We start from the raw sequence: 21,320 nt of genomic DNA on the forward strand, positions 1-21,320 counted from the left end.
GGGCCGGGAGGGGCGCGGCGGCGGCCGATGAGTTTGTCCGTGATCCGGAGTCGTAGATCATGGTCGGTGCGCAGCCGCGCGTGCGGTGGAAGCGCACCTGGACCGAATCTGCCGGGATCGACACTACTCACCGAGGACCCTTAGATGCGCACCCTGATCAGCACCGCCTTCGTCTCCCTCGACGGTGTCGTGGAGGCCCCGGGCGGCGAGCCCGGCTACCGGAACTCCGGGTGGACCTTCAAGGACGTGGAGTTCCTCCCCGAGGCGTTCGGGATCAAGGGCCGGGAGCAGAAGGAAGCCACCGCGATACTGATGGGCCGGGTCAGTTACGAGGCGTTCAGCCCGGTGTGGCCGGACATGGAGGACTTCGCCGACTACAAGGAGATGCCGAAGTACGTCGTCTCCTCCACCCTCACCGAGGACGATCTGGTGGCGAACTGGGGCGAGATCACGGTCCTGCGCTCGCTCGACGACGTCGCCGCGCTGAAGGAGACCGCGGGCGGCCCGATCATCGTCCACGGCAGCGCCACCCTGAACCGGAGCCTCGCGGACGCCGGTCTGATCGACCGCTACCACCTGCTCGTCTTCCCGTTGCTGCTCGGCGCGGGCAAGCGGCTGTTCAGCGACACGGACAAGGACGCCCAGAAGCTGAAGCTCGTCGAGCACGAGGCCTACCCCAACGGCATTCAGAAGAACGTCTTCGACGTCGTCCGCTGACCGGGCCCCGCAAAGCCCTCCCCCGCCTGCTCGTCAGCAGGCGGGGGAGGGCTTTTGCATCGGGCTTCGGATTCGGCGCACCCGGATATCGGTACACCCGGATATCGGCGCGCCCGGATACGCGAACGGCAGGCCGTGTGCCCGGTACGAGTCGGGCCACGGCCTGCCGTTGGTGAGGTGGTGCGGTGCGTCAGGCCTTGGGGCGGGTCTTCTTGCCGTCCAGCCAGAGCGTGTCGGTCTCGTCCCGGTGTGTGCCGGCCGTTCCGACGTGCTTCGCGTCGATCTTCGGGCCCTTCTTGAAGACGTGCACCAGCGCCATCCCGTGCCCGCGGCCCAGGTTGTAGTCCTCCTTGAGCCACTCCAGGATCGTTCCGGCCTTGGTGGAGGGGTCATCGAAGCCGCGCTCGTGCGCGAGCGTGATGAACTCGCGCGGAGTCAGTCCGGTCTTGTCCTCGATCGTGTCCAGATACGCCTGAAACGACATTTTTTATCTCCCGCACCCGTGGGCTGTGTTGCTTGTCTGATAGTCAGGTCCGGACCCCTTGTGCGGGGGCCCTGCGACCTTTCGGGGGTGTAGACCGCACCCGGATCGAAAACTCATCGCTCACCGTGACGCGCACCCGTATGAATTTATCGTTCCGCCGGTACGGAGCGGTCCCGGACAGCCTTCGTCCCGACCGCCGGCCGTCTCCATCTCGTCAACGATGCGGCGTCGGACCTCCGGCCGCAACTTCTGACGTGCTCACCTGACCAGGCTGAAGCCGGAGGGTGTGGAGGCGGATGCGGGAGCGGGCGAGCGGATGAGGACCGCGGGCCACGCGAGCAGGACCATGGCCATCACTCCGGCGACGAACCAGCCGGAAGCACCGCGTTCACCGAGGTAGGTGGCCAGTGCGGGGGCGATGCCGCCGAGGACGGCCGAGGTGACGGCGTTGGGCAGACCCAGCCCCAGCGCACGGTTCTCCGTGGGGAAGAGCTCGCAGAGGATGCCGGGAAGGGTCGTCGTGACGCATGTCAGGTAGACCGTGCCGCTGAGATAGGTGAACAGCAGGCTGGTGAAGGTGCCCTCGATGGTCAGGAAGGTGTAGGAACCGGCGGCGGCGAAGGCGACGCTCGCCGACAGGAGGAAGCGCCGGGCACCCACCTTGTCGGCGAGAAGGCCGATCGGAACATTGACGATCATGAGGATCGCCGTGGCGCAGACGACGACCCAGAACATCAGCCCCGGGGCGAGTTTCTGCCCCATGGACGGCACCACGGAGGTCCACGTTCCGCCCACCACCGCCATGCCCGCGATGAACAGCACGGACCTCAGGACCTGGCGGCGGTACGTCACGAGGACCTGGCGCAGGGAACCGCGGGCCGGACGCTCGCCGGCCTCGCGCCGGAAGACCTCGGTCTCGGCGAGCTGACGACGCATGATCATGAGTACCGCGCCGAAGAGTCCGCCGACGAGGAAGGGGACGCGCCAGCCCCACGAGGCCATGGCCTCGGAGCCGAGCATCGCCGTCAGGCCGCCGCCGAGGAGGGAGGCGGTGAACGCGCCCGCGACGGTGGTGAGCGAGAAGAGACTGCCGTACAGGGACTTGCGGCGCTGGGGCGCCACCTCCATGAGATAGGCGGCGGCGGCCGGCCACTCGCCGCCCGAGGAGATGCCCTGGGCGATACGGGCCAGGATCAGGACCGCCGGGGCGAGGAACCCGATCTGGTCGTAGGTGGGGGTGATGCCGATCAGTACGGAACCGGCGGTCATCAGGCTGATGGCGAGCATCAGGGCGGGGCGCCGTCCGCGCCGGTCGGCGAGGCGGCCCAGCAGGATGCCGCCCAGCGGACGGACCAGGACACCGATGCCGAGTACGGCGAACGCGCCGATCAGGGAGGTGACCGGGTTGGAGGACGGGAAGAAGCGGGCTGCGAAGAGATGGGCGAAGAGCCCGTATCCCAGCCAGTCGAAGGATTCGACGAAGTTGCCGACGACGGTCGCGGTGACCGCTCGGCGGTGGGCGCGCTTCGGGGAGAGCGGCTTGGATGTCTGACCGGGCATGTGGTCCCGCCTCTCAGATGATGGGGGCGTAGCCGTGGGCGGTGATCCGCCGGCCCGACTCCTCGTAGTAACCCGGTTCGCCCGGCAGCTCGGTGTCGAGGCCGCTGACGTAGCGGTTGTACATGCAGAAAGCCGAGGCGATCAGGACGGTGTCGTGCAGATGCGCGTCCGTGGCGCCCTCGGCGCGTGCCGCGGCCACCATGTCGTCCGGGACGGGGCGGGCCGCGTCCCGGACCTCCGCGGCGATCCGCAGCAGGGCCCGCAGCAGCGGGGACAGCGGCGCCGTATCCACGTGCTGGTGGACGGCCTTGACCAGGTCGGCTCCGCCTGCCAGTTGTGCCGCCGCGGCGGCGCCGTGCGTGTCGGCGCAGAAGCGGGTCTCGTTGAGTTCCGAGACGTACGAGGCGATCAGTTCGCGTTCCCCGCGGCTCAGCGGCGACGGTCCGCGCAGGAGGGCGTCGGCGAGCGCGTTGAGCGGGGCGGCGGTGTCGGGGCGTTCGGTCATCAGGCCTCTGATGCCGGGAAGGCCGTTGGTGAGCGCTATGTGCGGCACCGGGTGTGTCCTTTGCTGGTGGCTGTCTGACGGATGGGGTGTTCATCGTCGGCAACCGCTCGATGGGCGGCCAACTCCTGTTGTGCGCAGGGGGCGGCGGCCCGGTCGGTGCGGTTCCGAGGTGAGGCCGGGGAGCTCGCGGACCTGCGTCAGCGGGCGCGGGGGCCCGTGCAGGAGCCGGAGGGGGAGCCGGAGTGGGAGCCGGAGTGGGAGCCGGAGTGGGAGCTGCTGCCGGAGCCGGTGCGCTCCATGGATCGGCACGCGTCGACTCGGGCGTCCCGTCGCACGCGTGACCGGACGGCGGGCCCTGATCGCCCGCACCGCCGGTGCCCGCACCCGAGATGCGCCGGACCCGTGGTGGTCAAGGTCTCGGCAGTGACGCGCGCGGCGGGGTCCTCACGCGGGTGCGCGTCGAAAAGCGGGTCGCTGAGCGGGTCGGCGATCGTACCGGGGTGACCCTCGGTGACAGCTTCCGAGGTGAAGAGCCTTTTTCGCATATGCCTGCCCCTGCTGGAATGACCGTGCGGACGGGTCATCAGACACAGGACGCTTCGGGGGAGGCAAGCGGACTTGGCGAAGTCGTCGGAGAAAGAGCACGACGGCGGATGTGCGGCTCGCCGCCAAAGGGGCGACCGCTCCCCTCCCCCTCCAGGCGCGGGAGGGGAAACCGGCTGACCGGGAAGAGGGAGGGGGAGCGGGTCGTCGGTCAGGCGAAGGTGATCACCTGGCCGCCGCCCTCGCCCGAGCCGGTGCCCAGGCCGATCTGGCAGGCGGTGACCTTACAGTTCACGCTGCCCCACGGCTGGGTCGCGGAGCCCACCACTGCCTGGAACGTCGAACTCACGACGATCTGCGTGCTGATCTTGCCCTGGGCGTCGGCGGTGATGTCCGAGGCGGTGCCGGCGTTGCAGCCGTACACGCCCGGCTCGACGAAGGCGCACTGCCCCGCGTGGTAGACGGTTCCGGGCGTCAGCCCGGTCGCGGAGAGCGTCACCGTCGTCCCGTCGGCGAGTCCGGAGGCCGGAGTCACCGTGACGACCGGTGCGGCCGCCAGCGCGCTCGGGGTCGCGGCGACTCCAAGACCTATGGCCAGAGCTGCGGTGGCGCCGACACGGGTGATGAGGCCGAGCTTGTTCTTGACGGTCACGTGGACTCCTAGTCAGATGCGGAAGAGGTACAGCCTGTTCCGGCTGCTTCAACGATGACGTTACGGAGCTCGCTGCGACTTAGGCATCTTCCAAGTTGCTTTCCGAATTTCGCCGTTGCTTTCCGAAATTCGCCGGTGGCATACATTCAAGTGTTTGTGAAGGCCGGATACCGGGATGCCTCGAACAGCCGGCCGCGGGAGCGGAGAGCACGCAGTGAGATGCGGGAGGCCGCTCGCGCGCGAGACCGTGTGGGGTGGACTCGACGGTACCGACGACCCGGCCCCTACGGCCCTTGACCACCTTCATCACGGGTGCCACGGCTCCACCTCCACACTCATGACGACGGGAAGTTTGAGGCACATGACTGTAGGCAGTGCTCCCAAGGCAGGGCGGAAGGAGTGGATCGGGCTGGGTATCCTCGCCCTCCCCACCCTTCTTGTGGCCCTCGACGTGTTCGTACTCCTTCTGGCACTGCCGCATCTGAGCGCGGATCTCGGTGCCGATTCCACCCAGCAGCTGTGGATCATGGACATCTACGGCTTCATGGTCGCCGGATTCCTCGTCACGATGGGAACGCTCGGTGACCGCATCGGCCGTCGCAAGCTGCTGCTGATCGGTGCCGCCGCCTTCGGCGCGGCCTCGCTGGCCGCCGCGTTCGCCACCAGCCCCGGCATGCTGATCGCCGCCCGTGTCCTGCTCGGCATCGCCGGTGCGAGCCTGACACCGTCCACGCTCTCCCTCATCACCACGATGTTCCAGGACGCCAAGCAGCGCACGGTCGCCATCAGTCTCTGGGCCAGCTGCTTCACCCTGGGCGCCATCATCGGCCCGCTGCTCGGCGGCGTCATGCTGGAGTACTTCTGGTGGGGCTCGCTCTTCCTCATCGGCGTACCGGTGATGGTGCTGCTCCTGATCGTGGGACCGCGCGTCCTGCCGGAGTTCAAGAACGGCGAGGCGGGCGGGATCGACTTCCCGAGCGTCCTGCTGAACGTCGGCGCCACCATTCCGGTCATCTACGGAATCAAGGAGCTCGCCCGCAACGGCTGGGAGGCCCTCCCCGTCGTCACCCTCGTCGTCGGCCTGGTGCTGGGTGTGCTGTTCGTGCAGCGCCAGCGCCGTCTGTCCAGCCCGCTGCTGGACGTGGGCCTGTTCGCGCACGGCCGCTTCACCGCCGCGCTGCTGGCCCTGCTCGCCTACAGCCTCATCGGCGGCACGGTCATGCTGTTCCTGACCCAGTACTTCCAGTCGGCGCAGCGGATGTCGCCGTTCGAGGCGGGTCTCGGGCTGTTGCCCGGCATGGCCGCGGCCACCGTCTCCTTCGGGGTGTGCCCGATCATCGCCCGCAAGGTGCGTCCCGCGTACGTCATCGGCGCGGGGATCGCCGGTGTGGTCGCCGTGCTGCTGACCTTCTCCCAGCTCAACCCGGAGTCGGGCACGGCCGTTCTGATCGTGGGCTTCGCCGTGTTCTCCTTCTGCGGCGCTCCGATCGTGGCGCTGGGGACCAACATGGTGGTCGGAACCGTTCCGTCGGAGAAGGCCGGTTCGGCCGGTGCCCTGTCGCAGATGAGCAATGAGTTCGGTGCGGCGCTGGGGGTGGCGACCCTGGGAACCCTGGGCCTCGCCGTCTACCGTTCCGACATCGCCGACTCCGTGCCCGAGGGCGTTCCCGCCGGAGCCGCGGAGGCCACCCGGGACAGTGTCGCCGGGGCGTCGGCCGCCGCGGACAGTCTGCCCGAGCAGGTGGGCAACGCACTGATGGACGCCGCCCGGGTCGCCTTCACCGGGGGCCTGCACACCGTCGCCACGGTCAGCGCCATTCTGATCGGGATCGCCGGCGTGTTCTTCGTCGTCCTGCTGCGCCATGTACCGCCGGTCGGTGCCGAGGCGCCGGAGGAAGCGGAGGCACAGGCCCCGGAGGAGTCCGGGGAGAAGGCCGCGGCGTCCGCCGACGCTCCGGTGGACCCCGCCGGTACGACGGGCACGCCGGGCACACCGGGCACGACGGAGAAGTCACTGTCGGTGTGACGTCCGCGCCCCGCTCCTGAACGCTCACCGATGGCCCCCGCCCCGCGGCGGGGGCCATCAGCCGTACTGCGGCCCCCGTCCGGCCCCGGTGGCGGTCATGGGCGCCCTGTGCCGCAGCCGTGAGGGCCTCCCGGCGCACCGGAACGCGGTGTGCCCCCGGACGGATCCGGGGGCACACCGCGTGCGGGTGTCAGAGAGCAGCCGCTCCGGCGGAGACGTCGTCCGCGAAGACGCCGCGCGGGTCGTACCGGCGGCGGATCCGGGCGACGGCCGCCGCCCGGTCCTCGGTGAGGTGGCGTTGCGGCCGGGTGAATCCCTCCACGAGGGAGGGCACGGTACGGCCGGTGTCCCAGGGGGCGAGGGCCGCGCGCACCGTCGCGCAGTGCTTCTCCAGGGCCTCCACGGTCACCGGGCCGAACGGGGGGCCCGATCCCATGTAGGCGTACGCCGCGTCCACCTGGTTCAGGACGCCGCCCGCCGGGTCCTCCTCGGCGAACGCGCCGCCGAGCTGACGGAGTGTGGCGACGGCGAGCGGTGAGCCGGAGTCCGCCCCCACGGCGCCCAGGAACGCCTCGGCGCCGTCGTCACCGAGCTCCCGCAGCAGGAAGTGGTCGCCGATGAAGGGGACCGGGTCGGCCGGGTCCATGTGCGCGTCGAGCACCCCGGCCGGTCCGGTGAGCGCCCAGGTGTCGAGCAGGGCGGGCGCGATCTCCCGCAGCGTTCCCAGGAGTTCGTCCGCGTGCCGCTGGGCCGCGGGGACATCGTGCGCTGTCGGCGCCAGGACGGCACCGTCCACGCAGAGCACGGGTCCGGCGGCGAGCTGCGGCGGGACGCCGGGTACCGGGGGCAGGTTCATCAGGCGCAGTGAGGTGGTGGCCTCACGCGGCGCGTCCTTCGTCCAGGCGCGCCAGGCCGCCAGGAGCGGTGCGGCGTGGGCCGCCGACCAGTACGTCGCGCCGGTGACGACCTTCGCCACCGGGAAGAGGGAGACCTCCACGGCGGTGACGACGCCGAAGCCGCCGCCTCCGCCGCGCAGGGCCCAGAACAGTTCGGGTTCGGTCGTGGCGTCCGCGCGGACGCATCCGCCGTCGGCGGTGACGAGTTCGATCGCCCGCACCGTGTTCGCGGCCAGCCCGGTGCGGCGGCCGTAGAAGCTGACCCCGCCGCCGAGCAGGTATCCGATCACCCCGACATCGGCCGCGGATCCGTGTGCCGCGCCGAGTCCGTGCGGCGCCGCCGCCCTGACGACATCGCCCCAGCGCGCGCCCGCCGGAATCCTGGCGGTGCGCGAGGCCGCGTCGATCTCCACGTCGCCCGCCGGGGCGGTGCGGATCAGCGCGGAGCCGTCGAGCGGGCGTACGGCCCCGGCGGCGTGCCCGGAGGTGTGCACCCGGACGGTCAGGCCCCGGCGGGTGGCCGCGAGCACCGCGGCCCGGACCTCGGCCGGCCCGCGTGCGGTGACGGCCGCGGCCGGGCGGGCGGGGGCGGCCAGGTTGAAGACCCGGGCGGCCTCCTCGTAGTGGGGGGTGCCCGGTTCGGCGAGCGCGTCGTCGCGCACATCGGCCGTACTCATGAACGGGTCTCCTCCTGGTCGTCGCGGACGGCGGTCAGAAAGACGAACGTCCCCGGTCCGCTCTCCTCGCGCACGGTCAGGCCCGCCGCGGCCAGCCAGCGGTGGAGGTCCTCGGGGTCGAACAGCTGGAGTCCTCCGTCGTGCTGGGGGAACCTGTGGGCCGACTGGAAGTAGCGGTAGACCGGGTCCTCGGAGCGACGGAACGTCAGCACCGTGAAGGTGCCGCCGGGCCGCAGGATCCGGCCGACCTCGGTGATCGCCGCCTCGGCCTCGTGGTAGAAGGCCTGGAGGGCGTTCCAGCAGACGACCGCGCCGACCGACGCGTCCGCGAAGGGCAGGTCGGAGGCTCCGGCCAGTACCGAGGGGACGTCGGGAAGCCGGCCGCGCAGCACGTTGAGCATGGGCAGTGAGCTGTCGACGGCGACCAGCCGGTCGGCACCGACGGTCTCGGCGATGACGGTGGTCCAGCGTCCGGCTCCGGCGGCGAGGTCGACCACCGGGCCGTCGACCGGCCGTATGTGGGTGGCGAGGTAGTGGTCCTCGTCGGCCGGAGTCACCTGGCCGCCCCAGTTGGATCCGGAGACGCGCAGGAACGAGGGCCGGGCGACCGCTTCGTAGAACAGCCCCATGCTGGGCACCTGGGAGAGCTTCTCCAGGAAGTCGTCGACGGCGCCGTCCCCGGTGGCGGGCGCGGTCAGGTCGAGGATGCCGTTCGCGGCGGGGTAACGGGCCGGGCAGCCGGTGCAGTTCAGGAGGTCCTCGCCGGGCTCCAGGGTGCCGCGGCAGGCCGGGCAGCGCAGGGCGCCGGTGTGCGGTGCGAAGAGGGAGGTGTCGGCGGGCGGCGCGCTGGCGTTGGCCCGGTCGGGCACGGTGGCCGCGGGGGCGTCCTGCGGGTCGCCGTTGCGGACCGCCCAGTAGGCGCGGGCGCCGATGCAGCCGAGCACCGTACGGGTGTCGTTCTCCCAGGCCGCCCGGATCTGCTCGCCGCTGAGCGCCTTGATCCAGCTCGCGTCGAAGGCCCGCTCGTCCTCGTTGAGGGTCCAGGCCGACGGGGAGGGCCACACCCGGCCGAGGTCGGGCCGCTCGGGGTCGAGTTCGCTCAGCCCCCGGTGCAGCCGGGACAGGTCCTCCGGCTCCAGGCCGAGGTCCAGGGTGGCGGTGAGGATCGTGTCCCGGTCGGCCGGGAAGTGTGCGAGGAGATAGAGCAGCGCGAGGGTGAGCGGCGTGCCGATGCCGTCGGTGCGCACCAGGTCGAGGTAGAGGCCGAGGTGGGCGCGGATCTCCTCGGTGACCGGTCCGGGCGCCGGGTACTCGGCCTCGGCGAGCAGTCCGAGCAGGATCGCCAGGTGGCCCCGGCTGTCGTGGTCGGACCTTTCGAGCGCGGCCACCAGCGACGGCACCGCCGCGAGCGCGGCGGGCGAGAGTTCGCCCTCGTGCCAGAGGCCGTCCACCAGGGCGCGGAACTTTGCCTCGCGGACCTCCGGGGCCGCGTCGGCGAAGGCGTCGACAAGGCCGGCGGCGGCGTGAGCGGTGGAGAAGTTCATCTACGCGTCCTCTCGGGATCGGTGCGGCAGGGCCTGTGCCGCGTGGGGGCACGGCTGCGCGCCGAGCGCGCCGGGCCGGTCACCCGGACGGTGATGCTTCCAGTGGGCGGGAGCCGCGCGCATCTTCTGAACTGCGCTGACGCTCCGGGCCCATGGAGCAATTCGCAAGATGCGGCGGGCTTCGGCGGCGGCGGACGATACAGCCGGGCGCGCCGAGTGCGGCCGGGGCCGATCCGGTTGCCGGTGAGCCCTCCATCCTCCTTCGACGACCCTTTCCGGCCCGGACATCACGGAGTGCTCCCATGCGTCCCTTCCGTATCGACATCCCGCAGGAACAGATCGACGACCTGCACGCCCGCCTCGGGGCCACCCGCTGGCCGGACGAGCTGCCCGGCGCCGGCTGGGACCGCGGGGTGCCGCTGGAGTACCTGAAGGGGCTCGCGGAGTACTGGCGCACCTCTTTCGACTGGCGCGCCGCCGAGGCCGAGCTGAACAGGTATCCGCAGTTCATCGAGGAGATCGACGGTGCCCCGGTGCACTTCCTCCATGTCGTCTCGCCGGAGCCGGACGCGACCCCGCTGCTCCTCACCCACGGCTGGCCCGGTTCGGTCGCCGAGTTCCTGGACGTGATCGGCCCGCTCTCCGATCCGCGTGCGCACGGCGGTGACCCGGCGGACGCCTTCCACCTCGTCATCCCGTCCATACCGGGGTACGGGTTCTCCAACCCCCTGCCGGAGAAGGGCTGGGACACCGCCCGCATCGCCCGTGCCTGGGCGGAGCTGATGGCACGGCTCGGATACGATCACTACATCGCTCAGGGCGGTGACGCCGGGGCGGTGATCTCGCTGGAGCTCGGCCGTACCGATCCCGATCACGTGCTCGGGGTGCACGTGAACATGCTGATGACGTTTCCCTCCGGTGACCCCGCGGAGTTCGAGGGCCTGACCGAGCGGGACCAGGCCCGGCTGGGCAAGCTCTCCCGCTTCGACGCCGAGCTGTCGGGCTACATGAAGCTCCAGCAGACCCGCCCGCAGACGCTGGCGTACGCGCTGACCGACTCTCCGGTGGGCCAGCTCGCCTGGATCGCGGAGAAGTTCCTGGACTGGACGGGGGCCGAGCAGCTGCCGGAGGAGGCGGTCGACCGCGACCGGCTGCTGACGATCGTGTCGATCTACTGGCTGACGGCGACCGCCGGTTCGTCCGCCCAGTACTACTACGAGGGTGCGGAGGCGGTGCGGGCCGCGGCCGGTGGGGCCGTGCCGCCGCCGCTCACCGTGCCGGTGGGAGTGGCCGTCTTCCCCGACGACATCTTCGTACCGATCCGCCGTTTCGCCGACCGGGACATCCCCACCCTCATCCACTGGACGGAGTTCGAGCACGGCGGTCACTTCGCGGCGCTGGAGAAGCCGGCCGAGCTGGCGGGGGATGTCCGGACGTTCGCCCGTTCCGTGGTCCCGGCCGCTGCCGTCGTCTGAACCGTCCGTCACCGAAGAGCAGAAAGAGGCATCTCATGACCGCCGCAACCGTGATCGACGTCTGGGTGGCCGACCTGACGTTCCCCGGCTACATGGACCGGCTGCACAGGCTGGCCGCCGAGTTCGAGAAGGCGCACCCCGAGTACCGGATCAACCTGGAGGGACGCGACTTCCGTACGCTCTCCGAGGAGATAGCGGAGGCGGCCGAGCAGGGCCGGCCACCGGCGGTCGCCGAGTACTACTTCGCCGTCACCCAGGCCGCCCGTGACTCACGGACCCGTGACGGCAAGCCGCTGTTCACGTCGGTGGAGAAGGCCGTCGCCGGGCGCACCGAGATCCTCGGCGAGCCCGTCGTCCTCGACGACATCCTGCCGGCCGTGCGGGAGTACTACTCGGTCGACGGCGACCTGACGTCGATGCCCGCCGTGGTGACGGCCATGCTGATCTACGGCAACCGCGACCTTCTGCGGGCCGCCGGTGTCGAGAGCCTGCCGCGGACGTGGGAGGAGATCGAGGCCGCGTGCGAGGCGGTGGCCGCCCTGGAGAACGGGCCGTCGCACGGGGTGACATGGTCGAACCACGGTCTGTTCTTCCAGCAGGCGCTGGCCGTCCAGGGCGGACAGCTGGCCGACAACGACAACGGCCGCTCCGGCCGGGCCGGCCGGCTGGACCTCGCCTCGGCGGAGATGCTCGGCTGGGTGGAGTGGTGGCAGCGCCTGCACAGCCGGGGGCACTACCTCTACACGGGCAAGATCCCGGACTGGGAAGCCAACATGAAGGCGTTCGCGAACCAGGACGTCGCGTTGCGCATCACCTCCTCCAACGACCTGAACTACATGGCGCAGGCCGCGCAGAACGCGGGCTTCGAGATGTCGGTCGGCCGTTACCCCGGCCGGGAGGACCAGCCGTACGGCGGGAACATCATCGCCGGTACCTCGCTGTGGCTGGCCAACGGCCTGGACGAGGTGACACAGGACGGTGCGCTGGCGTTCATGCAGTTCATGAACAGTCCGCGCAACGCCGCCGACCGCCACATCGCGAGCAGCTTCGTACCGGTCACGCGCTCCTCCTACCGGCTGCTTCAGGACGAGGGCTGGTTCGAGGCCAACCCCTTCCACCACCTGGCGAGCGCCCAGCTCAACACCTTCGCGGAGGGCCAGGGCGAGGGCGTCCCGCCGTGCTGCGGTGCGCTGTTCGGTGACTTCGCCGGGGCGCAGGACGTGATGACGCGGGCGATGGGAGACGTGCTGCTGGACGGCGTGGACCCGGCTCTGCGCTTCGGGCGGGCGACCGAGGAGGCGCAGCAGTTGCTGGACGACTACGACAAGGACCGGGCCGAGAACGGGGTCCGCAGCCCGCAGAGTCTGCGCGTGGAGTACTTCACCGGTATGGAGGTCTACACCGGGGCGCAGCTGGAGAACGCGGTGCGGGGCAGCTCCGGCTGATCCACGGCGGCGGTGATGCCGAAGGGGCGGTACCCCGGCCGGGGTACCGCCCCTTCGGCATCACCGGGTGGTCACACGCTGAGCACCCGGTCGGTGTTGCGGTAGTAGTCGAATTCCACGGCCTGTCCGTCGAGGGCGATCCGGAGCTCGGCGAGCGAGGCCCGTACGGCGGCGAGCACGGCCGGGACCCGGCAGTTGTCGGCGAGGTAGCCCAGTGTGCGGTAGCTCTCCATGAGGTGGAGCTCCTGCTCGGCGGTCAGGTACTCGGCCGTGGGCTGCCACGGCGTCAGGATCTCGTCCGTCGGGGGTTCAGCCGTGAGCTGTGAGGACTCGTTCGTCATGAAGTCGTGCCGCCTTCCAGTTCGTTCGGGGCAGGCTGCCCGCCGGGGCGAGCTCCACCTGGGGCCGGATGCCGATCTCGCGCTTGAACTCCTCGGTGACGCGCGCGCACAGCAGCTGCGCGGCCTCCGCTCCGAGCCCTCCCGCGTCGATCTTGACGTGGATGGTGTCGAGGCCGCGCACGGTGCGGATGGCCGAGTGGAACTCGTTGACCTCGGCGAAGCCGCGTACGACGTCCTCGATCATGACGGGGGTGATGGAGACGCCCCGGATCTTGCGCATGTCGTCGACGCGCCGCAGGATGCCGCCGTCGTAGAAGTCCCAGGTCCTGCCGCAGCCGCACTCGCCGTACGGCCGCTTGACGACCACGTCCTCGGTCCAGTGCCGGAAGAGCTGGATGCTCTCACGGGCCAGGCCGGTGGTCACCCGGACGCCCTCCTCCCCGTAGCCGACCGGCTGGAGGGTCTCGGGGTGCAGCACCTCGTCGTAGCAGGAGGGCTCGTTGATGTGGCAGGCTCCGCGCCGCTGCGGGCACTCGAACATGAAGACCCCGCCGAACTCGGTGGTGCCGGCCGCGTTGAAGACGCGGGCGCCGAACGCCTCCTCGATGGTCCGGGTGGTGAAGTCGGAACGCGGTTCGGCGCCGGCGAGCATCACCTGGACGTTCGCGTCGCGGGCGAGGTCGATGCCCATGTCGCGGGCGGTCTCGATCAGCCGCATCGCATAGCTCGGGGTGAGGCCGAGCACTTCGATCCGGTAGTCGACCAGCAGCCGCACGACGGTCTTCGAATCGAGGCCGCCGGCGGGAACGACGGTGCAGCCCATACGCTCCAGCGCGTAGTGCATCCCCCAGAACCCGGCGAAGAGGCCGTAGCCGAAGGCCACCAGTCCCCTGTGGTTCGGGCGCACCCCGTTGGCGTGCAGCGCGGTGCAGAAGGTGTCCACGCACCAGGCCCAGTCGCGTTCGGTGTCGAACGTGCGGATGGGCGGGTTGCCGCTGGTGCCGCTGGTCTGGTGGTGGCGCACTCCGCGTGAGGGGTCCAGCGAGGGCCAGGTGCCGTACGGGGGCGCGACCGCCTCGGCGGCCAGCAGGTCCTTCTTGTACAGCAGCGGCATCCGCGCCGCGTAGTCCTGCGGGGAATCGATGCCGTCGGGTATACGTCCGTTCCAGAACGGTGAGTTCCGCTTGGCGTGGTCGAGTGCCTGCCGGAGCCTGCGCCATTGCCATGCCTCTAGTTGCGGGCGGGGCATGGTCTCCGCCCTACTGTTCCAGTACGTCACGACGCCTCCGTTGCACAGTGCCGACACCACTGACTCTTCTCGTTCGGCGAGGGCCCGGCATCTTTGGATGTGCGCACTTGTGTTCGGTGTTCCGTGTCACGCCGCCTCGACGTCGGGCAGAACCGCCGTGAAGGCGCGCACCGCGGAGAGGAAGTTCATGACGATGCGCATGCCGTGCTCGGTGCGGAAGCTCTCCGGGTGGAACTGGACCGACTCGATCGGCAGGTCCCGGTGCCGCAGGCCCATCACATAACCGTCGTCCGCGGACCGGGCCGTCACCTCCAGGCAGGACGGCACGGTCGTCTCGGGGACGACGAGGGAGTGGTAGCGGGTGGCCAGGAAGCTGTCGGGCATCCCGGCGAACAGCCCACGCCCGTCGTGCCGGATCCGGCTGGTCTTGCCGTGCATCAGATGGTCGGCCGGCAGCACGCTCGCCCCGTAGGCGCGGGCGATGGCCTGCTGGCCCAGACACACCCCGAACAGGGGGAGCCTCCCGGCGAACGAGCGGACGATCTCGACGTGCCCGGACACGTCCGGGTGCCCCGGTCCCGGGCCCAGCAGAATGCCGTCGGGGCGCAGCAGCGGCACCTCCTCCAGCCGGAGCTTGTCGGAGCGGACCATGATCGGAACCGCGCCGGCCGACATGAGGTACTGCCGCAGGATGTCGACGAAGCTGTCGAACGCGTCGACCACCAGCACCCGCGGGCGCTCGGTGTCCGGCGCACCAGTCGGGCCTGCCACATGCAGTTTCACAGCAACTCCTTTCCGGTGACCGCCCAGTAGGCGGCGCTCATCTTGGCCAGCGTCTCGCGCCATTCGCTCTCCGGGCGGGAGTCGGCGACGATGCCCGCCGAGGCCCTGGTGCGGTAGGCGCCGTCGTGGTGGAACAGGGTGCGGATGCACAGGGCCAGGTTGGTGTAGCCGCCGATGTCCATCAGGCCGAGGGCGCCCGCGTACAGGCCGCGGCGGCTGCGCTCGACGGACTCGATGATCTCCATGGCACGGATCTTGGGGGTGCCCGTCATCGTGCCCGCGGGAAAGAGGGCGGCGATGGCGTCGAAGCTGTCCTCGCCCGCCTCGACCCGTGCCTCGACGGTGGAGACGAGGTGCAGTACGTGCGAGTAGCGCTCGACGACCAGTTGGTCGGGCACATTCAGGGTGTCGGCCTCGCAGATCCGGCCGATGTCGTTGCGGCAGAGGTCCACGAGCATGGTGTGCTCGGCGATCTCCTTGGGGTCCTGGGCCAGCGTCCGGGCGGCGGCCTCGTCGTCCGTACCGGTGCGCGGCAGGGTCCCGGCGATGGGCCGCATCATGACCTTGCCGCCCTCGATGCGGACGAACAGTTCGGGGCTGGCGCCGATGGTGCAGTGTCCCCCGACGTTCGCCATATACATGTACGGGGACGCGTTGCGCTGCCGCAGCCTGCGGTAGACGTCGAGGGGGGCCGCCTCGGAGCGCATCGTCAGCTCGTGCCCGATCTGCACCTGGTAGATGTCGCCGACCGCGATGTGCTCCAGGCACCGCTCCACATCGGCCCGGAACAGTTCGGGGTCGCTGTCGTCGGTGACCGTCGCGGGGGGCGGGTCCGCGTCGTCGAAGCACGGCAACTCGGCGTCGGGTTCACGGACCAGCAGCGCGGCGATCTCCTCCACGTCCAGGGGCGGCCAGTGCTCGGACTCGTGCAGAAGCAGTTCGGTGCCGCCGTCGGTGAGGTCCGTGGTCACGCAGCCCTGGTGGAGGACCAGATGGATGTCCGGCAGGGCGGAGTTCCGCTCGATGAGGTACGGCAGTTCCTCGACGTAGCGGGCGGTGTCGTAGCCGAAGTAGGCGAGGAACCCGAAACGGAAGCGCTCCGCCGATCCCTGGGCGTCGAACATGCCCTGGGCGGCGCGCAGAAGCGCCCACAGATCGTCCGTACCGCGCAGTCTCAGCCCCTGGCCGGAAACGTCGGTGAGCAGCGGCCCGGCCCGTTCCCGCAGCAGCCGGGCAAGAGCGGGCCTGCCCTCGATCCGTACGGCGTCCCCGGTGACCGAGAGGGACAGCAGGGCGCCGAACCCGGTGAACTGGTACTTGCGGTCGCGCAGCGGTCCGGCCGCGGATTCCAGGAGATACGCCTCGTCGGGGCCGAAGCGCCCGCAGAGGTTGCGGTACGCGTTCAGCAGGTCGAGAGGAGGCAGACGGCGCGTACGCGTGGTCACGCCGACGCCCACCGCCGGTGCTTGAAGGGTCATCGCGTGGTCCTCCCGTTCATGTCGTGATCGCGTAGCGGTGCGCGACCTGGCGGGCGGCTCGCACGGCCCCGTCGAGGCCCGACCTGTGGTCGAGGACCCGGGCGGCCTTCCAGCTGACGAAGGAGCCGGTGTGGGTGACCGGGTCCATGTCGGCGTCGACGGCGATGTCGACGTGGGCTCCCGTGCGTTCGCGCAGCCGGGCCGCGACGGCGGCCGCCGGGTCCGCCGCACCGGGCAGCAGGTCCATCCGTACGGTGATCCGGTCGCCGTCGGGGCCGCCGTCGACGACGACCTGGTAGCCCAGGCATCCCCGTACGTCCCCCAGTACGGCGGCTTCGAGCTCCGCGGGGTGCAGGAGGACGTCCCCCAGCGGGATACGGTCGGCGGCGCGCCCGACGACCTCGACCACCGGGCCGGGCAGTGCCGCTCCGGGCGGTGCGGGGGTGATGCGGACGAGGTCGCCGGTCCGGTAGCGGATCAGCGGCTTGATGCCGTCGACGAGCATGGTCAGGACCAGCTCGCCCTCACCGAACTCGCCGCGCGGGGCCCCGGTGTCGGGATCGACCAGCTCCGCCAGGTAGTTGGGCGTGGCCAGGTGGAGGGCGCCGCTGTCGGCACCGGTCGCGATGCACAGGGCTTCCTGGGAGCCGTACAGGGCGGGGCGGACGACGGCGTGCGGCCACACCGAGGAGACGTTGGCGGCGAACTCGGGGGTGCAGATCTCGCCGAGGACCAGGAACAGCTTGACGGGGAGGTCCGCCAGGTCGTACCCGTAGTGCCGGGCCGCCTTGGCCAGGCTGAGGCAGAGGGCCGGCGCACAGACGATGACCTCGACCCCGAGCTCCTCGATGAGACGCAGGGCCTTGCGGAAACCGACCCTGGGGGACTCCGGCCAGATCTTGACGTGGCAGGCGCCGAGCGAGGCGGCGACGTCGGTGAACACATCACCGAACGCGTACAGCTCCGAGGGCCCCATGAGCCCCACCACGGGCATGCGGTCGCCGAAGTGCGCGCGGAACAGGCGCCGCCAGGACTCCTCGACGGAGGCGTTGGAGGTGACGATGTCCACCGCGCCGCGCGGGCACGGAGTGGCGGCCCCGGTGGTGCCGTTGGTCTCGTAATAGATGCTCGCCGCGGAGAGCGGACCGCTGAGCACGTCGTACATCTCGCGTCGCAGGTCGTCCTTGGTGGTGAAAGGGAGCGTGTTCAACGTGTCGGGGGTCACGGCCGTGACATCGGTTCCGGCCAGGTGGCGCCGGTAGAACGGAGAGCGTTCGGTGACGTGGTGAAGCACTGTGGTCAGCCGCCGGGCGCGCCAGTCGGCCAGCTCCCGCGGTGACAGGGCGCCGTCGTGGAAGGCCCGGCTGACGCGGCGGTAGTCGGTGAGGAAGTCCTGGAGGTCCGCGTCGGCCGGGGCGCAGGGCAGGGCCGGCGCGCTCACTGGCGGGCCCACACGTCGTCGGCGAGTTCCCGGACCGTCTCATCCACAGCCGTCGCGTCCACAGCCGTCGCGTCCACGACCGCCTCGTCCGCGGCGGGAGGGGCCGTCTCGTTCAGGGCGAGCCCGATGCGCTCGTTGACCTCGCGGGCGGCGAGCAGGTTGTCACGTCCGGTCAGGGTGCGGTGCTCGTCGAGCAGTTCCATCATGTCGGTCATCCGGTCGATCAGGCGCTGGACGTTGGTGAGCCCCTCGTCGTCCTTGAGCGCGTCTCCCCGGTGCAGCGCGTGGACCGTGGCGGGGAATCCGCTCCCGACCACGATCATGCGGTTGAGCAGCGCGTTCACCGTCAGCTGGGCCCACACCTCGCCGGCGCTGTAACGGCGGGCCACGGAGATGATGCCCGCGACCTTGTTGCTCAGCGGCCGGTCGAAACGCAGGTATCCGACACCGGCCCGCTCGATGAAGGTCTGCATCAGGCTGGCCGTCCCGAAGCCGTGGACGGGAGCGGCGAAGACGATGCCGTCGGCCTCGACCATCTTCCTGATCACGCCGGGCACCCCGTCCTCCAGGGCGCACGGGACCGGGCGGTCGTTGCAGTCACCGCACGGCCCGCAGCGCGACATCTGGATGTTCCGCAGGTCGACGGTCTCCCACTCGACTCCCCGCGCCGCGGCGACCGCCGCGGCATGGCGCAGGACATCGCTGGTGTTGCCGTCCCGTTCCGATCCGTTGATCGCGAGGATCTTGAGTGGTGTGGTCACGGGATGTCTCCTTCGCTGGATACGGCTGCGGGCACCGGGTCCGCCGTACTTCGGGTCGCTGCTACTTCGGCGACTCCCCGAAATCGTCGCGTCTGCGGGTATGGGGAGGCATCTCTTGGAATGCTGTGCAAAAGGGGGCGACCGCGTGAAGGTCACGTACCGGATGTGCGGTACGGGAGGCGGTGCGGAGGCGGTACGCGACGCGGTGCGGGGGCAGTGCGGGACGCAGTGCGGGGGCGGCACGCGACGCAGTACGCGACGCGGCGGCGGCGTCGGCCGGGACGGCTGAGCGTCAGGTGCCGACGGTGAGCGTGAAGGTGTCCAGCCCGCGCACGACCCACCGGTCGCGGTAGACGGGGGCCTCGACGGCGGCGATCCCCGGGAAGCGGCGCAGCAGGGCCGGCAGGGCGATCTTCGCCTCCAGGCGGGCGAGGGGGGCGCCCAGGCAGAAGTGACCGCCCGCGCCGAAGCTCAGCGGCTGGGCCTGGGGCCGGTCCGGGTCGAAGCGGTCCGGGCGGTCGAAGCGCCCGGGGTCGCGGTTGGCGGCGGCCAGGATGAGCACGACCTTGGTGCCCGCCGGAACGGGTTCGCCCAGGAGTTCGGTGTCGGCGACGGCCCATCGGCTGGTGACGTGCACGGGCGGCTCGTACCGCAGGATCTCCTCGGTGTACCGCTCGGCGGCCTCCGGTTCGCCCGCACGCAGCCGGGCGGCGTGCGCGGGGTGCTCCAGGGCGAGCATCACACCGTGGCTGATGAGGAAGCTCGTCGTCTCGAACCCGGCGGTCAGCAGCACCATCATGTTGCCCATGAGCTCGCCGTGGCTGAGCCGGCCGGGATCGCCGTGGTGGACGCTCGCGAGGAGGGTGACCAGGTCGTCGGCCGGGTGGCGGCGGCGGTGTTCGACGAGTTCGGCGAAGTAGCCGCTCAGTTCGTCCATCGCGGCGTCCGCCCGGTGCAGCGCCCCGGGATCGGTGTTGCCGTCGGTGGAGACCGCGATGGCCGAGGCCATGTCGCGGAACCAGACCTGGTCCTTCTCGGGGAAGCCGAGCATCGTGCTGATGACGGCGATGGGCAGCCGGGAGGCGAACTCCGCGACGACATCCACCGGCGCTCCGTCGCGGCCCAGGCGGGCCATGCGCTCCAGCAGCCGGTCGGCCATCTCCTCGATCACGGTGTCCAGTTGCCGCACCCGCGGCGGGGTGAAGGCGAAGCTGACGAGACCCCGCTGGCGGCTGTGGGCGGCCGCGTTGCTGTAGAGCATGGAGTCGGTGAAACCGCGGAGCGAGGAGTGGGCGCGCCAGCCGGGCCGCGCCACGTCGTAGGCGGCGCCGTCCTGGACGTGGAGCAGCGGATCGCGCAGGGCGCGGGCGCAGGCGTCGTAGCCGACGACGACGAGCCGGTCCTTCCGGAGCCAGGCCCGGTCCCCGTGCCCCCGGATCGCCTCGTAGAGCGGGTACGGGTCCTGGCGGCCCTGGGCAGTGCCCAGGGCGCCGAACGCCTCCGTGAGTTCGAGAACCGGCACGGCCATGGGGGCGTCTCCTCGCGGTACGTGTTCCTGGTTTCGGCCGACGGCCGGTCAGGCGGCGTCGAGCTGGATGATCGCCGAGGGTCCGGCCGGGTGTACGGCCGTCACCTTCAGGCCGGCGGCGGAGGCGAGCACGGCGAACTCCTCGACGCTGCGTTCCTGGGCGCCGTAGACGGCCAGCATGCGCAGATCCATTCCGGTACGGGGGGTGTCGCCGTCGGAGCCGATCGACTCGATGACGAAGACCGATCCCCCGGCGCCGGCCGCCTCGGCGCAGCGCCGCAGGATGGCCACGGAGTCGTCGTCGTCCCAGTCGTGCAGGATCAGCGAGAGCAGGTATCCGCCGGCTCCGGCGGGCAGCGGGTCGAAGAAACTGCCGGTCACGGCGGTGGCACGCTGGGCCAGGCCCGCCGCGGCGAACGACTTGGCCGCGGCGCGGGTGGCGTCGGCCAGGTCGACGACGCTGCCGTGCAGATCGGGGTGAGCGGTCAGCAGTGCGCTCAGGAGCGATCCGTCGCCACCGCCGACATCGATGACATGGCCGAGCGAGGACCAGTCGAACCCGTCGACGAGGGCGGGCGCGCGGACCGCGACGTCCTCGCCGAGCAGTCTGTTGAAGGCTTCGGCGCGGTCCGTGTCCGCGGCGAGGTCCTCCCAGTAGGTCCGGCCGTAGCGGACGGGGAAGGCGGCCTCACCGGTGCGGATGCTGTGCAGCAGCTCGACGAAGGACAGTTCGCCGCGGCCCCCGCTGCCGATGTCGAACCAGAGCCGGATACCGGCCGGGTGGTCCTCGCGCAGCGGCTGCCCGAGCGGGGTGAGGGTGTAACGGCCCTCTTCGTCCCGTGCCAGCACGCCACGTACCGTGAGGTAGCGCAGGAGGCGGTCGAGTGCGCCGGGATGGGCGCCGGCCGCCTCGGCCAGGTCCTCCACGGTGTGCCGCCCGGCCTGGATGTGGTCGGCGAGGCGCAGCGTCGCCGCCACCCGCACGGCCATCGGGGTGCCCAGGTTGGCCATCGACCACAGCTTGGCGGCAGAGCCGTCCACGTCGCCCTTCACGGCATGTCCTTTCTCCACAGCGGGCCCGGAGGGCACCGCGTAGCCCATCCTTGCGCAGCTCCGGAGACCGCCCATCTCCTGAAGTGCGCTGATTCCAGGGGCCGTTCACGACGGTGCGGCTGCGCCCTCCGGTTTCGGAGGACACAGCCGCACGGACGGGCA

At 70.8% G+C, this 21,320-nt stretch carries 18 protein-coding genes and 1 pseudogene; 4 read left to right on the forward strand and 15 right to left on the reverse strand.

All coding sequences use genetic code 11. The features are described from left to right. Positions 1–144: 144 nt before the first annotated feature. A complete protein-coding gene (locus A6A29_RS17355) occupies positions 145–717 on the forward strand; it encodes a dihydrofolate reductase family protein (protein WP_073720990.1) in 573 nt (190 codons plus the stop codon). Positions 718–907: 190 nt separating this feature from the next. Here A6A29_RS17355 and A6A29_RS17360 read toward each other — a convergent pair whose 3' ends face one another. The 5 genes and pseudogenes from A6A29_RS17360 to A6A29_RS17380 all read right to left on the reverse strand — a co-directional run bounded on the left by A6A29_RS17360 (position 908) and on the right by A6A29_RS17380 (position 4,461). Beyond that, a complete protein-coding gene (locus tag A6A29_RS17360; protein ID WP_073720991.1) occupies positions 908–1,201 on the reverse strand; it encodes a DUF4287 domain-containing protein in 294 nt (97 codons plus the stop codon). A 258-nt stretch (positions 1,202–1,459) separates the two neighbouring features. Continuing rightward, positions 1,460–2,761, reverse strand: a complete 1,302-nt coding sequence (locus A6A29_RS17365) for an MFS transporter (RefSeq protein ID WP_073720992.1) — start codon at positions 2,759–2,761, stop codon at positions 1,460–1,462. Between the two features lie 13 nt (positions 2,762–2,774). Further along, complete coding sequence (locus A6A29_RS17370) at positions 2,775–3,314, reverse strand: carboxymuconolactone decarboxylase family protein (protein WP_073720993.1); 540 nt, start codon at positions 3,312–3,314, stop codon at positions 2,775–2,777. Positions 3,315–3,652: 338 nt separating this feature from the next. After that, positions 3,653–3,811: pseudogene (locus A6A29_RS46640) on the reverse strand (S-adenosylmethionine synthetase N-terminal domain-containing protein); the annotation flags it as partial. A 209-nt stretch (positions 3,812–4,020) separates the two neighbouring features. After that, positions 4,021–4,461, reverse strand: coding sequence for an enediyne antibiotic chromoprotein (locus A6A29_RS17380; RefSeq protein WP_073720995.1), 441 nt, complete (start codon positions 4,459–4,461; stop codon positions 4,021–4,023). Between the two features lie 361 nt (positions 4,462–4,822). Between A6A29_RS17380 and A6A29_RS17385 the strand changes: the two genes are divergently transcribed. After that, positions 4,823–6,487 (forward strand): MFS transporter, encoded by a 1,665-nt coding sequence (locus A6A29_RS17385; RefSeq protein WP_073720996.1) that lies wholly within the window; start codon positions 4,823–4,825, stop codon positions 6,485–6,487. Between the two features lie 190 nt (positions 6,488–6,677). On the opposite strand, the gene A6A29_RS17390 is transcribed toward A6A29_RS17385, so the two are convergent. Both A6A29_RS17390 and A6A29_RS17395 read right to left on the reverse strand, forming a co-directional pair. After that, entirely contained in the window at positions 6,678–8,060 is a 1,383-nt protein-coding gene (locus tag A6A29_RS17390) for an FAD-binding protein (RefSeq protein ID WP_073720997.1), read from the reverse strand. After that, positions 8,057–9,604: a class I SAM-dependent methyltransferase gene (locus A6A29_RS17395; RefSeq protein ID WP_073720998.1), complete on the reverse strand. Its 1,548-nt coding sequence runs from the start codon at positions 9,602–9,604 to the stop codon at positions 8,057–8,059. Before A6A29_RS17395 ends, A6A29_RS17390 begins: the two co-directional genes overlap by 4 nt. A gap of 302 nt (positions 9,605–9,906) precedes the next feature. Here A6A29_RS17395 and A6A29_RS17400 point away from each other — a divergent pair, with 302 nt between their 5' ends. Next, on the forward strand, positions 9,907–11,079 hold the full coding sequence (locus tag A6A29_RS17400) for an epoxide hydrolase family protein (protein WP_073720999.1): 1,173 nt from the start codon (positions 9,907–9,909) through the stop codon (positions 11,077–11,079). Between the two features lie 35 nt (positions 11,080–11,114). After that, positions 11,115–12,524 (forward strand): extracellular solute-binding protein, encoded by a 1,410-nt coding sequence (locus A6A29_RS17405; RefSeq protein ID WP_073721000.1) that lies wholly within the window; start codon positions 11,115–11,117, stop codon positions 12,522–12,524. A gap of 71 nt (positions 12,525–12,595) precedes the next feature. On the opposite strand, the gene A6A29_RS17410 is transcribed toward A6A29_RS17405, so the two are convergent. From A6A29_RS17410 to A6A29_RS17445, 8 genes are all read right to left on the reverse strand, one after another. Beyond that, complete coding sequence (locus A6A29_RS17410; protein WP_073721001.1) at positions 12,596–12,865, reverse strand: DUF6052 family protein; 270 nt, start codon at positions 12,863–12,865, stop codon at positions 12,596–12,598. Continuing rightward, positions 12,834–14,144 carry a phenylacetate--CoA ligase family protein gene (locus tag A6A29_RS17415; RefSeq protein ID WP_073721078.1) on the reverse strand — a complete coding sequence of 437 codons (1,311 nt, stop codon included), beginning with the start codon at positions 14,142–14,144 and terminating at the stop codon, positions 12,834–12,836. Before A6A29_RS17415 ends, A6A29_RS17410 begins: the two co-directional genes overlap by 32 nt. Before the next feature lie 96 nt (positions 14,145–14,240). Beyond that, complete coding sequence (locus A6A29_RS17420; RefSeq protein WP_241838528.1) at positions 14,241–14,897, reverse strand: anthranilate synthase component II; 657 nt, start codon at positions 14,895–14,897, stop codon at positions 14,241–14,243. After that, the gene (locus A6A29_RS17425; RefSeq protein ID WP_073721002.1) at positions 14,894–16,375 is read right to left on the reverse strand and encodes an anthranilate synthase component I family protein; all 1,482 of its coding nucleotides are present in this window, start codon (positions 16,373–16,375) and stop codon (positions 14,894–14,896) included. The genes A6A29_RS17420 and A6A29_RS17425 overlap by 4 nt, the downstream gene beginning before the upstream one ends. Before the next feature lie 16 nt (positions 16,376–16,391). After that, the gene (locus A6A29_RS17430) at positions 16,392–17,816 is read right to left on the reverse strand and encodes a phenylacetate--CoA ligase family protein (protein ID WP_079182816.1); all 1,425 of its coding nucleotides are present in this window, start codon (positions 17,814–17,816) and stop codon (positions 16,392–16,394) included. Continuing rightward, positions 17,813–18,577, reverse strand: coding sequence for a flavodoxin family protein (locus A6A29_RS17435; RefSeq protein ID WP_079182817.1), 765 nt, complete (start codon positions 18,575–18,577; stop codon positions 17,813–17,815). The genes A6A29_RS17430 and A6A29_RS17435 overlap by 4 nt, the downstream gene beginning before the upstream one ends. A gap of 292 nt (positions 18,578–18,869) precedes the next feature. Then, entirely contained in the window at positions 18,870–20,105 is a 1,236-nt protein-coding gene (locus A6A29_RS17440) for a cytochrome P450 (protein ID WP_073721003.1), read from the reverse strand. 48 nt (positions 20,106–20,153) lie between these two features. Further along, on the reverse strand, positions 20,154–21,158 hold the full coding sequence (locus A6A29_RS17445; protein ID WP_338012878.1) for a methyltransferase: 1,005 nt from the start codon (positions 21,156–21,158) through the stop codon (positions 20,154–20,156). Positions 21,159–21,320 lie beyond the last annotated feature (162 nt).

This window comes from Streptomyces sp. TSRI0281 (assembly GCF_001905125.1).
Taxonomy (GTDB): Bacteria; Actinomycetota; Actinomycetes; order Streptomycetales; family Streptomycetaceae; genus Streptomyces.

Bases quoted from the DNA above. Each gene is read 5' to 3' on its own strand.
- A6A29_RS17390 (WP_073720997.1), bottom strand. From the start codon at position 8,060: ATGAGTACGGCCGATGTGCGCGACGACGCGCTCGCCGAACCGGGCACC.
- A6A29_RS17395 (WP_073720998.1), bottom strand. From the start codon at position 9,604: ATGAACTTCTCCACCGCTCACGCCGCCGCCGGCCTTGTCGACGCCTTC.
- A6A29_RS17355 (WP_073720990.1), top strand. From the start codon at position 145: ATGCGCACCCTGATCAGCACCGCCTTCGTCTCCCTCGACGGTGTCGTG.
- A6A29_RS17365 (WP_073720992.1), bottom strand. From the start codon at position 2,761: ATGCCCGGTCAGACATCCAAGCCGCTCTCCCCGAAGCGCGCCCACCGC.
- A6A29_RS17360 (WP_073720991.1), bottom strand. From the start codon at position 1,201: ATGTCGTTTCAGGCGTATCTGGACACGATCGAGGACAAGACCGGACTG.
- A6A29_RS17440 (WP_073721003.1), bottom strand. From the start codon at position 20,105: ATGGCCGTGCCGGTTCTCGAACTCACGGAGGCGTTCGGCGCCCTGGGC.
- A6A29_RS17385 (WP_073720996.1), top strand. From the start codon at position 4,823: ATGACTGTAGGCAGTGCTCCCAAGGCAGGGCGGAAGGAGTGGATCGGG.
- A6A29_RS17400 (WP_073720999.1), top strand. From the start codon at position 9,907: ATGCGTCCCTTCCGTATCGACATCCCGCAGGAACAGATCGACGACCTG.
- A6A29_RS17425 (WP_073721002.1), bottom strand. From the start codon at position 16,375: ATGACCCTTCAAGCACCGGCGGTGGGCGTCGGCGTGACCACGCGTACG.
- A6A29_RS17410 (WP_073721001.1), bottom strand. From the start codon at position 12,865: ATGACGAACGAGTCCTCACAGCTCACGGCTGAACCCCCGACGGACGAG.
- A6A29_RS17405 (WP_073721000.1), top strand. From the start codon at position 11,115: ATGACCGCCGCAACCGTGATCGACGTCTGGGTGGCCGACCTGACGTTC.